Annotated in this window: 14 protein-coding genes and 1 pseudogene; 7 read left to right on the forward strand and 8 right to left on the reverse strand. The window is 61.2% G+C overall.

Going from position 1 to position 14,015, the window contains the following annotated elements:
• Positions 1 to 232: 232 nt before the first annotated feature.
• Complete coding sequence (locus FIV38_RS29360) at positions 233 to 1,045, forward strand: crotonase/enoyl-CoA hydratase family protein (protein WP_092236850.1); 813 nt, start codon at positions 233 to 235, stop codon at positions 1,043 to 1,045.
• Between the two features lie 6 nt (positions 1,046 to 1,051).
• Positions 1,052 to 1,885: an NAD(+) diphosphatase gene (gene nudC / locus FIV38_RS29365; RefSeq protein WP_092236847.1), complete on the forward strand. Its 834-nt coding sequence runs from the start codon at positions 1,052 to 1,054 to the stop codon at positions 1,883 to 1,885.
• Here the strand turns inward: nudC and FIV38_RS29370 are convergent.
• Positions 1,853 to 2,632: a TSUP family transporter gene (locus tag FIV38_RS29370; protein WP_029291538.1), complete on the reverse strand. Its 780-nt coding sequence runs from the start codon at positions 2,630 to 2,632 to the stop codon at positions 1,853 to 1,855. The two genes, nudC and FIV38_RS29370, sit on opposite strands and share 33 nt — an antisense overlap.
• A 241-nt stretch (positions 2,633 to 2,873) precedes the next feature.
• Between FIV38_RS29370 and sfnG the strand changes: the two genes are divergently transcribed.
• On the forward strand, positions 2,874 to 3,986 hold the full coding sequence (sfnG, locus tag FIV38_RS29375) for a dimethylsulfone monooxygenase SfnG (protein WP_092236843.1): 1,113 nt from the start codon (positions 2,874 to 2,876) through the stop codon (positions 3,984 to 3,986).
• On the opposite strand, the gene FIV38_RS29380 is transcribed toward sfnG, so the two are convergent.
• Positions 3,975 to 5,066 carry a GNAT family N-acetyltransferase/peptidase C39 family protein gene (locus FIV38_RS29380; protein WP_092236839.1) on the reverse strand — a complete coding sequence of 364 codons (1,092 nt, stop codon included), beginning with the start codon at positions 5,064 to 5,066 and terminating at the stop codon, positions 3,975 to 3,977. The two genes, sfnG and FIV38_RS29380, sit on opposite strands and share 12 nt — an antisense overlap.
• A gap of 92 nt (positions 5,067 to 5,158) precedes the next feature.
• Between FIV38_RS29380 and FIV38_RS29385 the strand changes: the two genes are divergently transcribed.
• Positions 5,159 to 6,745 (forward strand): RimK family protein, encoded by a 1,587-nt coding sequence (locus tag FIV38_RS29385; RefSeq protein ID WP_092236837.1) that lies wholly within the window; start codon positions 5,159 to 5,161, stop codon positions 6,743 to 6,745.
• Positions 6,746 to 6,964: 219 nt separating this feature from the next.
• Here FIV38_RS29385 and map read toward each other — a convergent pair whose 3' ends face one another.
• Together map and FIV38_RS29395 are read right to left on the reverse strand one after the other, a co-directional pair.
• Positions 6,965 to 7,720 (reverse strand): type I methionyl aminopeptidase, encoded by a 756-nt coding sequence (gene map / locus FIV38_RS29390; RefSeq protein WP_092236835.1) that lies wholly within the window; start codon positions 7,718 to 7,720, stop codon positions 6,965 to 6,967.
• On the reverse strand, positions 7,720 to 7,920 hold the full coding sequence (locus tag FIV38_RS29395; protein ID WP_029291544.1) for a ParD-like family protein: 201 nt from the start codon (positions 7,918 to 7,920) through the stop codon (positions 7,720 to 7,722). Before FIV38_RS29395 ends, map begins: the two co-directional genes overlap by 1 nt.
• A 250-nt stretch (positions 7,921 to 8,170) precedes the next feature.
• Here FIV38_RS29395 and ilvA point away from each other — a divergent pair, with 250 nt between their 5' ends.
• Positions 8,171 to 9,187 carry a threonine ammonia-lyase, biosynthetic gene (ilvA, locus tag FIV38_RS29400; RefSeq protein WP_083335444.1) on the forward strand — a complete coding sequence of 339 codons (1,017 nt, stop codon included), beginning with the start codon at positions 8,171 to 8,173 and terminating at the stop codon, positions 9,185 to 9,187.
• A gap of 190 nt (positions 9,188 to 9,377) precedes the next feature.
• On the opposite strand, the gene eco is transcribed toward ilvA, so the two are convergent.
• Positions 9,378 to 9,860 (reverse strand): serine protease inhibitor ecotin, encoded by a 483-nt coding sequence (eco, locus tag FIV38_RS29405; RefSeq protein WP_029291548.1) that lies wholly within the window; start codon positions 9,858 to 9,860, stop codon positions 9,378 to 9,380.
• A gap of 266 nt (positions 9,861 to 10,126) precedes the next feature.
• On the opposite strand from eco, the gene FIV38_RS29410 reads away from it, so the two are divergent.
• Positions 10,127 to 10,384, forward strand: coding sequence for a DUF1652 domain-containing protein (locus FIV38_RS29410; protein ID WP_029291551.1), 258 nt, complete (start codon positions 10,127 to 10,129; stop codon positions 10,382 to 10,384).
• Here the strand turns inward: FIV38_RS29410 and FIV38_RS30635 are convergent.
• Positions 10,385 to 10,567, reverse strand: a pseudogene (locus tag FIV38_RS30635) (hypothetical protein); the annotation flags it as partial.
• Positions 10,568 to 10,659: 92 nt separating this feature from the next.
• On the opposite strand from FIV38_RS30635, the gene aqpZ reads away from it, so the two are divergent.
• Positions 10,660 to 11,349, forward strand: coding sequence for an aquaporin Z (aqpZ, locus tag FIV38_RS29420; RefSeq protein ID WP_092236832.1), 690 nt, complete (start codon positions 10,660 to 10,662; stop codon positions 11,347 to 11,349).
• Between the two features lie 13 nt (positions 11,350 to 11,362).
• Here aqpZ and FIV38_RS29425 read toward each other — a convergent pair whose 3' ends face one another.
• A complete protein-coding gene (locus FIV38_RS29425) occupies positions 11,363 to 12,304 on the reverse strand; it encodes a carbohydrate kinase family protein (protein ID WP_092236829.1) in 942 nt (313 codons plus the stop codon).
• A gap of 12 nt (positions 12,305 to 12,316) precedes the next feature.
• Positions 12,317 to 13,798, reverse strand: coding sequence for a xylulokinase (gene xylB / locus FIV38_RS29430; protein WP_092236827.1), 1,482 nt, complete (start codon positions 13,796 to 13,798; stop codon positions 12,317 to 12,319).
• Between the last annotated feature and the right edge of the window lie 217 nt (positions 13,799 to 14,015).

Consider the following 14,015-nt stretch of genomic DNA (forward strand, 5'->3'; position numbering starts at 1 on the left):
TGGGCTGCGTAGCAGCCCCAGTCCCTCAAGCTCGCCGAGTTTTTTCAGACAAATAGAGTTGGCTGGTTTTGGGGCTGCTGCGCAGCCCAACGGGGGACAAGCCCCCTCGCCACGAAAGCCCACTGCGCCCATTTGCTCCAGTCCTGCTTTTGGCACATGCGCTGCCTTACCGCCCCTGATGCACCCTTGCTATAGTTCGGCCCTTATCAGCCGTCAGCCAAGGATCACTGCCATGTCCGAATACCAAGCCTTTGTCGTCGAACTCCACGGCAACGTCGCCCATGTGCAGATCAATCGCCCAGAAAAAATCAATGCCATGAATGCGGCGTTCTGGAGCGAGATCATCGAGATTTTCCAATGGATCGACGACACCGATGCGGTGCGTGCCGTGGTGTTGAGTGGTGCCGGCAAACATTTTTCCTCGGGCATCGACCTGATGATGCTGGCCTCGGTGGCCAATGAGTTTGGCAAGGATGTTGGGCGCAATGCGCGCTTGCTGCGGCGCAAGATCCTGCAACTGCAGGCCTCGTTCAATGCCGTCGACAACTGCCGCAAACCGGTGCTGGCGGCGATCCAGGGCTACTGCATCGGCGGCGCAATCGACCTGATCAGCGCCTGTGACATGCGCTACGCCGCTGACGACGCGCAGTTCTCGATCAAGGAAATCGACATCGGCATGGCCGCCGACGTCGGCACCCTGCAACGTCTGCCGCGCATCATCGGCGACGGCATGTTGCGGGAGTTGGCCTACACCGGTCGCACCTTTGGCGCCGAAGAGGCGCGCAGCATCGGCCTGGTCAACCGCACCTTTGCCGATCACCAAAGCCTGCTGGTCGGAGTGATGGAGCTGGCTGCGCAAATCGCCGCCAAATCACCGATTGCCGTGACCGGCACCAAAGCCATGATCAGCTACATGCGTGACCACAGCATCAACGATGGCCTGGAATACGTTGCCACCTGGAACGCTGCTATGTTGCAATCCAACGACCTGCGCGTGGCCATTGCGGCCCATATGAGTAAGCAGAAACCCGAATTCGTGGATTGACTGAACATGACCCCAGGCTGGATTACCACAACGCTGCTGGACAACGACGCCCCTGGCGGCTGGGCTGTGGCCCGTAGTCGCGAAGGTTTTTTACTCGATGACAACGGGCCGCTGTTCCCCAGGGAGTGGCTCAAGCGCCAGGACCTGTCGGTGTTGTCCGAGCATGGTATTGGCCACCTGGACGCTGAGCCTGTGTATCTGCTGGAGCTGAACAGCCCTGGTGATGTGCCGGGTTGCCGCTGGCAAGGTTTGCGGGCCTTTATGCTGCAGGGCGACCACCGTTTGTACAAAGTCCTGGGCTATGCCGCGCAAATCGGTACCTGGGCCCGCGAGCACCGGTTCTGCGGCAGTTGTGGCCAGGGGATGGTGCAGGTGCCCCGGGAGCGCGCGATGTTCTGCCAGGCCTGCGACCTGCGCAGTTACCCGCGCATCTCACCGAGCATGATTGTGCTGATCACCCGTGGCGATGAGATTTTGCTGGCCCGTTCACCGCGTTTCGTCACCGGGGTCTACAGCACCCTGGCCGGGTTTGCCGAGCCGGGGGAGTCTGCCGAAGACTGCCTGATCCGCGAAGTGCGCGAGGAAGTGCAGGTCGAGGTGCAGAACATTCAGTACGTGGGCAGCCAGTGCTGGCCGTTTCCCCATTCCATGATGCTTGGCTTCCACGCCGAGTATGCCGGGGGCGAGATCGTGCCCCAGGCCGACGAGATCGAGGATGCGCAGTGGTTCAACATCCACCAGTTGCCACCGCTGCCGGCGTCGCGCTCGATTGCCCGCTACCTGATCGACCTGTATGTGGCGCGCCGCTTAGGCCACGCTGAACCAGTGCTGCCAGGCTAGGCGCACAGTCAGGCCGAGGACCACGGTGATAAACACCGGGCGAATGAATTTGGCGCCACCGCTGATGGCACTGCGGGCGCCAAAGAACGCGCCCACCATCACCGACAGGCCCATGCTCAGGCCGACAATCCAGTCTACCGAGCCATTGAAGATAAACACCGACAGCGCTGCAGCGTTACTGACGAAGTTCATGCTGCGCGCCACGCCGCTGGCCTTGACCAGGTCGACGGGGTACATCAGCAGGGTGCTGACGGTCCAGAACGCGCCGGTGCCCGGGCCGGCCACGCCATCATAGAACCCCAGGCCAAAACCCTGGGTCGACTGCCATTTCTTCTTGATCGGCGCATCTGCGTCCAGCGGCGCCTTGGGTGTGCCGCCAAACAGCAGATAGATGCCACAGGCGAAGACAATCACCGGCAGCATCTTGTTCAGCCATTCGGCGGGCAGGTAATGGGCGACGACGGCCCCGACCAGCGCGCCCACCAGCGTGCCGACGATGGCATGCACCCACTGGCGCGGGTGGAACAGCTTGCGCCGGTAGAAGGTAAAACTGGCCGTGGCCGAACCGAAGGTCGAACTCAGTTTGTTGGTGCCCAACACCAGATGGGGCGGCATGCCGGCAGTGAGCAAGGCCGGGGTGGTGAGCAAACCGCCGCCGCCGGCAATGGCATCGATAAAACCGGCGATAAAGGCAACCACGGCGAGAATGGCCAGGGTGGTGAGGTCAACGCTGAGTTCAAAAGGCATGGAGGCGACTTATTTTCGGCGAGGCGCAGAAAGAGCTGCGCGAAAGTCCGCTAGCTTACCTACAACCGATTGTTACGGCGACTGTTGTGTCAGCAACAGTGATTCAACAAACCATCCGCCCGGGCAACATTCGCAGGTCCAGGTTCGGAGCGGTCGCAGGCGCCTGCCACGGGGCTTTGCCCACGCTGGCACGGTTGCTGCTCCAGACCCTGCACCATCCCTGTATGCGAGGTAACGAACGATGACTCAGCAAGCCGTGAAATTCGCCTATTGGGTGCCCAATGTCAGTGGTGGCCTGGTGGTGAGCAAGGTCGAACAACGCACCGACTGGGGCATCGACTACAACCGCAAATTGGCCCAACTGGCGGAGGAGGCGGGGTTTGAGTACGCCTTGACGCAAATCCGCTTCACCGCAGGCTACGGTGCCGAGTACCAGCACGAGTCCGTAGCGTTCAGCCACGCGTTGCTCGCTGCCACCAGCAAACTCAAGGTCATCGCGGCGATCCTGCCGGGGCCCTGGCAGCCGGCACTGGCGGCCAAGCAACTGGCGACCATCGACCAACTGACCCATGGCCGGGTGGCGGTGAATATCGTCAGCGGCTGGTTCAAGGGCGAGTTCCAAGCCATTGGCGAGCACTGGCTGGAGCACGACGAGCGCTATCGCCGCTCTGAAGAGTTCATCCGCGCCTTGAAAGGCATCTGGACCCAGGACGATTTCACCTTCAAGGGCGATTTCTACCGTTTCAACAATTACAGCCTCAAGCCCAAGCCACTGGGCCAACCGCACCCGGAGATTTTCCAGGGCGGCAGCTCCCGCGCGGCCCGGGATATGGCGGCGCGGGTGTCGGATTGGTATTTCACCAATGGCAACACACCAGAGGGGATCAAGGCCCAGGTCGATGATATCCGCGCCAAGGCGGCGGCCAATAACCATTCGGTTAAAGTCGGGGTCAATGCGTTTGTGATCGCCCGCGACACCGAGCAAGAAGCCCAGGCAGTATTGGCCGAGATCATCGACAAGGCCGACCCGGAAGCGGTCAACGCCTTTGGTGACGCCGCCAAACAAGCAGGCAAGGCATCGCCCGAAGGCGAGGGCAACTGGGCCAAGTCCAGCTTCGCCGATCTGGTGCAGTACAACGACGGCTTCAAGACCAACCTGATCGGCACGCCCCGCCAGATTGCCGAGCGTATCGTTGCGCTCAAGGCCGTGGGCGTGGACCTGGTGCTGGCGGGCTTCCTGCACTTCCAGGAGGAGGTGGAGTATTTCGGCCAGCGCGTATTGCCCCTGGTGCGCGAGTTGGAAGCCAAGGCCGCCGCGACCGGCAGCGCCAGGCCGGAGGCGTTACCGGTATAACACCACCGCCGCCCGTAGCTGGTTGTTACCAAAGCGGCACATCCGCTCGAACTCCCCGTGGCTGACCGGCAAATGCTGGCAGTCCATGGGCTGGCGATGCTGGCTATGATCCACGTCGGGATCATGCAGGTAGACAAACTCCTTATCGCAGTCGGTCACGATCACCCAGTGCGGTGACTTGGATCGTGTCAGCCGGTAGCTGCTGATCAGCACCAGCGGCTGGCCACCGTCGTCCAGGACCTGGGCCAGGTCCAGCGCGCCGCCAAACACCTGTTGTACATCACTGTTGATCAACTCCTCTTCGAACCCCTCATGCACCAGGCGCATGACCTCTTTTTTATGCGGGTCGCGCACCCCATCGAGAAACAGTGGCCCACGGATGTTGACCTGCATGCGCACGCGAAAACCCCGGCGCCAGGCGGCCAGGGCCAGGCCCTGGGGGCTGCAGCCGCCGTGGCCGGCGGTCATGAACACGGTGGTTGCCTCACGCCAGATCTGCAATTCCTCCCGGCGCAGAAACTCTCGCCCAGGTAACAGCGCGCCCATGGCCATTAGCAGGCAGGCGGCGCCGCAGGTGAAATCGGTGGTCTGCTGGTAGTAAGGAACGCTCAAGGCACGGGCGTCCGCGTGCTGGAGGATGCGTTTCTCCAGGCGCAGGGCGTCGGTATGGTCGGCGTAATAGTCATTGATCAAGGCAAAGCGTCGGTAGCCACTGCGTTCATACAGCGCGATGGCACCTGGGTTGTCAGTGCGCACCTCAAGGCGCAGGTACGCACAATCGTGCGCCACCGCGCAGGCTTCGATGCGCGCCAGCAATTGCTTGCCCAGGCCCATGCCCCGGGCAGGCGCGGCAATGGCCAGGGAATACAGACGCGCCAACGAGGTGCCGCGATGGAACAGCACCAGCGCATAGCCCAGCAATTGTCCGGCGTTTTCGGCCACCAGTAACTGCGCATGGGCACGACTGATCATCCACTGGAAACTGCGCGAAGACAGCCGGTCTGTGGTGAAGCAGTGCTGTTCCAAGGCTACCAATGCTGGCAAGTCATCGAGGGTTGCAACGCGAAAAGAAAGAGTCATATAACCGCCGTAAAAGTTGCGTAACTAAACGAGACTTCTCTGAAAGATCGTGCTTAATAGAAAAGGTCAAGTTCTCTAGCGGATCAATCAATATGTCAGCGGTACACAGTCATTGGCGAGAAGTATCCGAGCAAATTGTCGCGGCGACAATCACCTCCGGCGGATATTTTTCCACTCCGCCCAAGAGTGCAAGCCAAGTGGTAATTATTGTTGAACGCAAGGAAGACTGGGCCTCGTACTTCCCCAGTGAAGATATTGTCACAGCCCAGGAATACCTCGAGCACCCCCGGCAGAACGAGGCCGGCAAACGGGTGCAGGTGATCAATCTGTGCCGCAGTTACAAGTACCTGGGGCATGGTTACTACTGCTCGCTGTTGGCCGAGGCGCGGGGGCACAAGGTAATTCCATCGGTGCGCACCATCAGCGAACTGACGAAAAAATCCTTGTATGGCCTGGCCCTGGATGACCTGGATAAAACCCTCGATAAAGCATTGAGTCATCACCTCTACAGTAATACCGAAGGTTTTACCCTGACACTTTATTTTGGTCGAACCAATATTGAGCCGTTGCAGGATCTGGCCCGCCAGTTGTTTGAAGCTTTTCCGTGTCCGATTTTATTAGTTGAGTTTCGCAAGAATAACGGCTGGCATATCGAAGGTATCAAGTCCGGGGTGTTACATAAGTTGCGTGATGACCAGGAAGATCAATTCGCCCATGCCTTGGATAACTTCAGCCGCAGGGTCTGGCGTCAACCGCGCTCCCGGCGCCTGGCCCGTTATGACCTGGCGATCCTGCATGATCCCCAGGAGCAGTTGCCACCGTCCAATGCCAAGGCCCTGGAAAATTTCGTGCGGGTGGGCAAGGGCCTGGGCATCGATGTGGAGCTGATCGAACGCAAGGACTACGCGCGGCTGGCTGAATACGATGCGTTGTTGATCCGCGAGACCACCAGTGTCGACAACCACACCTATCGTTTCGCCAAGAAAGCCGAGAGTGAAGGGCTGGTGGTGATGGACGATCCGGCATCGATCCTGCGCTGCACCAATAAGGTCTACCTCACGGATATGCTCAAGAGCCATCAGTTGGGCATGCCCGCCACCGAGATTCTGTACAAGGAGCGACCGGAAGACTTCGAACGGGTTGGCGAGCGACTGGGCTTCCCCCTGGTGCTGAAAATCCCCGACGGCTGTTTTTCCCGGGGAGTGATCAAGGTGGAAAGCCAGGAGGCGTTGCTGGCCGCCACGGCCGAGCTGTTCGAACATTCGGTGTTGCTGCTGGCCCAGGAATTTTTCTATACCGAGTACGACTGGCGCATTGGCGTACTCAACCGCAAGCCGATCTTTGCCTGCCAGTACTTCATGTCCAAGGGTCATTGGCAGATCTACAACCACAAGGCCATCGGTCAGGACGTCAACGGCGAGTGCCGGACCCTGGCGGTGCACGAGGCCCCCAAGGCCGTGGTGGAACTGGCCGTCAAGACCGCCAACCTGATTGGCGATGGGTTGTACGGCGTGGACTTGAAGCAGTCCGGCGACAAGGTGGTGGTGATCGAAGTCAACGACAACCCGAACATGGATGCCGGGATCGAAGACGCCTACCTGCAGGACGATCTGTACTCCCTGGTGCTGGAAGAGTTCGTGCGCCGCCTGGAGCTCAAGCGCCAGGGCCAGGTCTGGTGACCTGCTTCGAACTCAGGGAGGCGCGTTGCGCCGCACCGAGCGCGAAAATCCCGAGATCCTGCTGTTCAACAATCGCTGACAGCGATGAGCGGAGTGACTTCGCGAACGCAACACCGTTGATGAGCACGCGCTGGGGATGCTGCTGGGGCTGCGGCGGATTGCCAGGGGCGGCGGCAAAGCGGGGTGACAGGGCCCCGCATTGGCGCCAGTGCTGGGGGTTTAGGCGTTCGCCTGCAGGGTCAGCACTTCAAAACCATCAGCGGTGACGGCCACCGTGTGTTCCCACTGGGCTGAAAGGCTGTTGTCGCGAGTCACCACGGTCCAGCCATCCTTGAGGCTGCGCACCTTGGCGCTGCCCTGGTTGAGCATCGGTTCGATGGTGAACACCATGCCTTCGCGCAGGGTCAAGCCGGTGCCCGGTCGGCCGAAGTGCAGGATTTGCGGTTCTTCGTGCATCTCCCGGCCGATTCCGTGGCCGCAATACTCGCGCACCACGCTGTAGCCATTGGCTTGGGCGTGGCTCTGGATCGCATGACCAATATCCCCCAGGCGGGCGCCGGGCCTGACTTGGCGGATACCGGCCCACATCGCCTCGAAGGTCTGTTCCACCAGGCGCCGGGCCTTGGGTGCGACGGTGCCGATCATGTACATCTTGCTGGAGTCGGCAATAAACCCGCCTTTTTCCAGGGTGATGTCGATATTGACGATATCGCCGTCCTTCAACACATCCTTGGCATTGGGCATGCCATGGCACACCACTTCGTTGATCGAGGTGTTGATGCTGAACGGATAGTCGTACTGCCCAAGGCTGGCGGGGCGTGCTTGCAGGTCATTGCGGATAAACGCCTCGACCGCCGCATCCAGTTCCAGGGTGCTCTGGCCGGCGCCGACTCGGCTGTCGAGCATGCTGAATACCTGGCCCAGCAGGCGCCCGGCTTCGCGCATCACGGCAATCTGTGCAGGGGTTTTGATCATCAGCTGCGCCCCCGGATCAGGTCGGGTTTGTCGAGCAACAGCTTGTTGATCAGGTCGTTGTAGGCCAGGTGCGGGTTGAGCTCGGCCAACAGGCCGATCTTGATCCAGAACTCTGCCTGGGCGTTGATGGAGCGGTCCATGGTGGCGCTGGCCAGGCGGACTTGTTCGTGCAAATGATCGGTAATCTTGACGATGCCCATGAGCTTCACTGTGTAGGGTGGATATACAAAGCGTATATGTTTCGTATATCGCAAGTAAACCCCGCAGTTGACTTGTAATAGGCTGCCGGTTAGTTTCGTTGCATGACATTTCAAACCTATCGTTCCCAGCCAAGCATTATTACCGCCATTCCTCATATGGCGGGATAGCGTTCGGCTGTACCCAAACCCGCCCTAGAGGCGGGTTTTGTTTTTCCGTCTCCAGGGCTCTGTCAAACGCCAGGAGACACCCATGAGTAGCCCACTGCCGCAGTCCACGCTCGACGATGGTTTGCTTGAGCATTACGTGAAGAAAATCCTCGCCGCGCCGGTCTACGACCTGGCGGTGCGCACGCCGTTGCAGCCGGCCCCGGCGCTATCGGCGTTGCTCGGCAATCAGATCCTGCTCAAGCGCGAAGACCTGCAGCCGACGTTTTCCTTCAAGATCCGCGGCGCCTACAACAAACTGGTGCAGCTTACCGATGGGCAAAAAAACTGCGGGGTAGTCACCGCCTCTGCCGGCAACCATGCCCAGGGCGTGGCCCTGGCGGCGCGTGAACTGGGGATCAAGGCGACGATTGTAATGCCCAGTACCACGCCGGAATTGAAAGTGCTGGGCGTGCGCTCACGGGGCGCCGATGCGGTGCTGCACGGCGCCAGTTTTCCGTTCGCCCTGGCCCATGCGTTGCAGTTGGCCGAACAGTCGGGGGGCACTTTTGTGTCGCCCTTTGATGACCCTGACGTCATCGCCGGACAGGGCACCGTCGCCATGGAAATCCTGCGCCAGCAACAAGGCGCACTGGACGCGATCTTCGTACCGGTGGGCGGTGGCGGGTTGATCGCTGGCATCGCGGCATACATCAAGTATCTGCGCCCCGAGGTGCGGGTCATTGGCGTGGAGCCCGAAGGCTCCAGTTGCCTGCTGGCGGCCTTGCGTGCCGGCGAGCGGGTGATATTGCCCAGCGTGGACAGCTTTGCCGACGGCACCGCCGTGGCCCAGATCGGCGCCTACGGCTTTGAAATCTGCCGCCAGCATGTCGATGAAGTCATCACCGTCAGCAACGATGAACTGTGCAGCGCGATCAAGCTGATCTACGACGATACCCGCTCCATCACCGAGCCTTCAGGCGCCCTGGCAGTTGCCGGAATCCGCCGCTATGTGCAACGCACCGGGGCCCAGGGGCAGACGCTGGTGGCGATCAACTCCGGGGCCAATATCAACTTCGATAGTTTGCGCCACGTGGCAGAGCGGGTGGCGGCACAAGCCTGACGCCCCCCTTGTGGCGAGCGGGCTTGCCGGAACGCCGCATCGCCCGCGCTGGGCGGCAAAGCCGCCCCAATAGCCTCACCACGTTCCGTCAGATACACCAAGGTGGCTGTATTTGGGGCTGCTTCGCCGCCCAGCGCGGGCGATGCGGCGTTCCGACAAGCCCGCTCGCCACAGAAGGCTGATCTGCGCGTTACTGCTCGCTAGCCTTCTCGACCGTGGTCGATGCCGACCAGATGCGGTAACGCACTTCGACATCTTTTGGAACATATACAACGATGGGCAACTTGCTGTTGTAACGCAGCACAAAACCGTCGCCGACCACCGGCACAAAGTCCTCGCGGGTCTTGCCATCGGGGCAGGCCATCATCGTGCTCATGGGGCCACTGACCTTCTCCAGGCGGTAAAACGGATAGCCCCAGCCTTCGAGGTTTTTCTCTTCCAGCACACCGCCCAGGCGCTGCTGGTTGCAGTCCACCAGCAAGGTTTTGCCAGCGAGGATTTCGACCTTGAAGTCCTGTTCCTGGGGCTTTGCCGGCAAGTGGATGACCTGGCGAACATGCCCGGCGTCGGCCTTGGGGTAGGGCGCGATATCTTCAAGTTTGGCGGCATTGGCCTGGGCAGCCAGCACGCTCATGGCCAGTACCGAAAGGAGGGTGAGAGCAGAAGAGGTCATGGGACTTCCTTATCTTAGGGGGCAATAAAACAGCGGCTGCCACGATGCACGCCAACGTCCGGCCGTGCAAACCAGCAGCAACTTATATAAGGGGTGCTGGTGCTTATGAGGAAAGGATCCTACACCTACAGACACAAGGAGTAGGCTTTGCAGTTAAAGCGCCTGCCAGGGTTGGCAAGCGTGAAGTCAACCGTCCTGACGCGGCGGTCAGACTGTCGGTATCGATAAAAATTCATTGGCGGTCTCAAAAAAGGAGAGGTTCAGCCATGCTTTCTGAATTGGAATTACGCGGCCTTATTGAAGGCAGCTTCCTGCCCAGGCGTTGTGAATGCATCAAGGCTCAGGATGCGTCGTTGACCATCAAAATCTACGATGACGACGGTACGGATGTCACCTTCACTGGCATCCAGGCCCACGAACTCAACAGCAGCCGAGCGATCTGTAACTTGATCACCGAGTTGCGTGAAGACCTCAAGCATGCCCATGCCCCGGCTCCGCGCAGAGCGGGGGCGAGGTTGTACTGATCAGCGTACGGCAGGGTTGCGGGTCTGGATAAACCCCAGGCCCAACGCCAACTCTGTGCCCACGGCCAGCAAAATTCCTGGGCCGGCATGGCCATTGAGCTATTCGCCGATCCCCAGCCCCGCCAACCCCAGGCAACCGACGATAAACCCTGAAACCAATGCGCTGTGCGTGGGGGATGGGGGCGTGTGGCAAGCCTCAGACAAATCCGATACGGCGCCGCCCGCTTGCGCTGCTACTGTCCGGCCACATCTGTCGCCAGTGGCTGAGGTAGGGCGTGCAACAAAAAATCGCAGCAGAGTTTCTCGGCACTTTCTGGTTGACCTTCGGCGGCTGTGGCAGCGCCATTCTGTCGGCCGCATTTCCCGGCATGGGCATTGGCTTTGCCGGGGTAGCCCTGGCGTTTGGCTTGAGTGTGCTGACCATGTCCTACGCGGTGGGCAGCATCAGTGGCGCGCATTTCAACCCGGCCATTACAGTCGGCCTGTGGGTGGGAGGACGAATGCCGGGGCTGGATGTGTTGCCCTATATCATCGCCCAGGTCGCCGGGGCGACCGTCGCGGCGGCGATTCTCGCGCTGATCGCCAGCGGCCGGCCAGGCTTTGAGCTCGGTGAGTTCGCTGCCAATGGCTACGGCGCGTTGAGTCCGGGCCAGTACAGCCTGTTGGCCGCCCTGGTGGTAGAGACCGTGGGAACGTTCTTCCTGGTGTTTATCGTCATGCGGGTCACCACACCCGGCGCCGCGCCAGGGTTTGCGCCAATTGCCGTGGGCCTGACGCTGACCCTGATCCACCTGGTATCGATTCCCGTCACCAACACCTCGGTCAACCCGGCGCGCAGTACCGGGACGGCGCTGTTTGCCGGCACCGATTACCTGATGCAGCTCTGGTTGTTCTGGCTGGCCCCGCTGGCTGGCGGCATCGTCGGCGCCTGGGTGGCCCGTGGCGTGCGAGTGACGGCGAAGTGAAACCGCATGGGGTTTATTCGTTTAATTGGTGGCGATAGGGCAGGTCTGGCCCGGTCTTGCCACAGGTCAGCGCGGCGGCACGGATGGCGAACTTGAGCATGCCGTCAATCTGCTCCCGGCCCAGGCCCTGCACACCTTCCACCGAATCCAGCTGCTGTTCGGTGAGCCAGGCGATCAAGGCCGCCTGGAAGGTGTCGCCAGCGCCCACCGTATCGGCCATCACCACCTTGACCGCCGGGGCCGACCAGTTGCCGTGCTGGCGGCTGAACACGCTCGCGCCATCGCCGCCACGGGTCAGGAAAATCAACTGGCAGCGGTGCTGTAGCCAACCTTGTAAGACGCTTTCCGGCGCCTGGCCGGGGTAGAGCAGGTGCAAGTCTTCATCGCTGACCTTGATCAGGTCGGCATAGTGCACCAGTTCAGCCACGCGCCGGCGCCACAGTTCGATATCCGGCTCGGGGTTCAGGCGCACATTCGGATCGAGGCTGATCAGGCGCTTGCCGCTTTCCCGGCGGATCAGGGCCAACAGGCTGTCAGCGACCGGCTGCACCACCAGGGAAAACGAACCGAAATGCAGACCGCGTACGCGCCCATCGAGCACCGGCAGATGTTCGATCTGCAACTGCCGATCGGCACAGCCTGCGCCGCGAAAGCTGTACTGCGGTGAACCGTTGGCCCCCAGGGCTACCATCGCCAGGGTGGTCGGCGCGGCAAACTCCACCAGGTAATCGGCGTGCACGCCTTCATCTTTGAGGACCTGGCGCAGGCGCTGGCCCAGGTAATCGCTGGACAGCCCGGCGAACAACCCGGCTTCGATCCCCAGGCGGCGCAGGCCCACGGCGACGTTAAACGGCGAACCGCCGGCAATTGCCTTGAAATTGACTTGGGACGCCTGTGCGCTGGCATCCTCCTGGCTGAAAAAATCAAACAGCGCTTCGCCACACACCAGATACATAGTTATTCGCTCTTAAAGGGTTGCCACATGCTGTTGATAACGTTCATAGGCCTGCTGATAAGCCCTGACGCTGGCGGCGACAGGCTGGGTGCGGCTGGCCGGGTCGACGCTGACGCAGCGTGCACACAGCGCCTGCAGGCTTTCGCCAGACTGGCACCATGCGGCCTGGATCGCCGCGCCCAGGGCCGCCGCTTCGCTTTGTTCGGTACACACCACTTCGGTGTCCATGATATCGGCGACCATCTGCCGCCACACCGGGCTTTTCGAGCCGCCGCCGGTCAGGCGGATACTGTGGCTTTGCAGGCCGGTCTGGCGCAACAGGTCCAAGCCTTGGCGCAAGCCGAAGGTGGTGCCTTCGACCACTGCGCGGCACAGGTTGCCACGGGTCAGGTTGGTCATGGTCAGGCCATGCAGGCTACCGGTGGCGTGGGGTAGGGCGGGCACGCGCTCGCCATTGAGGAACGGCAGCATGCTGACGCCCTCGGCGCCAATCGGGGCCTGGGCCACCAGGGCGTTGAACGCTACCAGGTCCAGCTCGAACAATTCGCGGATGACCCCGGTGGCATTGGTCAGGTTCATGGTGCAGATCAGCGGCAGCCAGCCACCGCTGGAAGAACAGAACGTCGCCACCGCAGCTTCGGCGCTCACCGTCGGTTGATCGGCAAACGCATACACGGTGCCCGACGAACCAAGGCTCATGGTAAACACCCCCGGCACGATATTGCCGGTGCCAATCGCCCCCATCATATTGTCGCCGCCACCACTGGACACCATGGCCCCGGGGTTGATCCCCAGGCGTTCGGCGATGGCCGGCAGAATGTTGCCCACGGGCTGGTTGGCCTCGATCAACGCGGGCAAAGCCGCCTCCAGGCGCCCGCTGGCATCGATGTGCCGCAGCAACGCAAGGTCCCATTGGCGGGTGCGCACATTGAAATAGCCGGTGCCCGAGGCGTCGCCATACTCGGCGCAGGCGCGGCCAGTGAGCCAATAGTTGAGGTAATCGTGGGGCAGCAGCACATGGGCGATGCGTGCGAAAACATCCGGGTGTTGTTCAAGGGTCCATAGCAGCTTGGACACGGTATAGCCCGGGGCAATCGCGACGCCCAGCCGCTCCAGAGAGCCGCTTTCACCGCCCAGGTGCTCGAGTAAACGGGCGTTTTCGGCGCTGGTTTCGGTGTCACACCACAGCTTGGCCGGGCGCAGTACCTGGCCGTGCTCATCGAGCAGCACCAGGCCGTGTTGCTGGCCGGAAACCCCGATGCCGAGGATGTCCTGGCCATCCACTCCGGCTTGTTGCAGGGCGCGGTGGGTGGCTTCGGTAAAGGCGTCCAGCCACTCCTGAGTGTGCTGCTCGCGCCGTCCATTGGCGCCGCTGATCAGAGAGTGGGCAGCCGCGCCCAGGCCCAGCACCTTGCCGCTGGCGGCGTCGAGGACGATGGCCTTGGTGCCTTGGGTACCGCAGTCGATGCCGAGGAACAGAGATTGCCGGGTCATAGTTATCGCTCAATGGAACGCGGTCAAAATGTGGGAGCGGGCTTGCTCGCGAAAGCGGGTATCAGCCAAACATTTATCAACTGACCCACTGCTTTCGCGAGCAAGCCCGCTTGTATGTTTAGACTTGAAGGGGTGGGCGGCGACTAAAAGCCCGATTCCGACTCTAGCCAGTACGGACCGTGGGAGACTTCTCGTCCCGCCCTTTCTACCCTAAGCG

Source organism: Pseudomonas proteolytica (genome assembly GCF_007858275.1).
Classification (GTDB): domain Bacteria; phylum Pseudomonadota; class Gammaproteobacteria; order Pseudomonadales; family Pseudomonadaceae; genus Aquipseudomonas; species Aquipseudomonas proteolytica.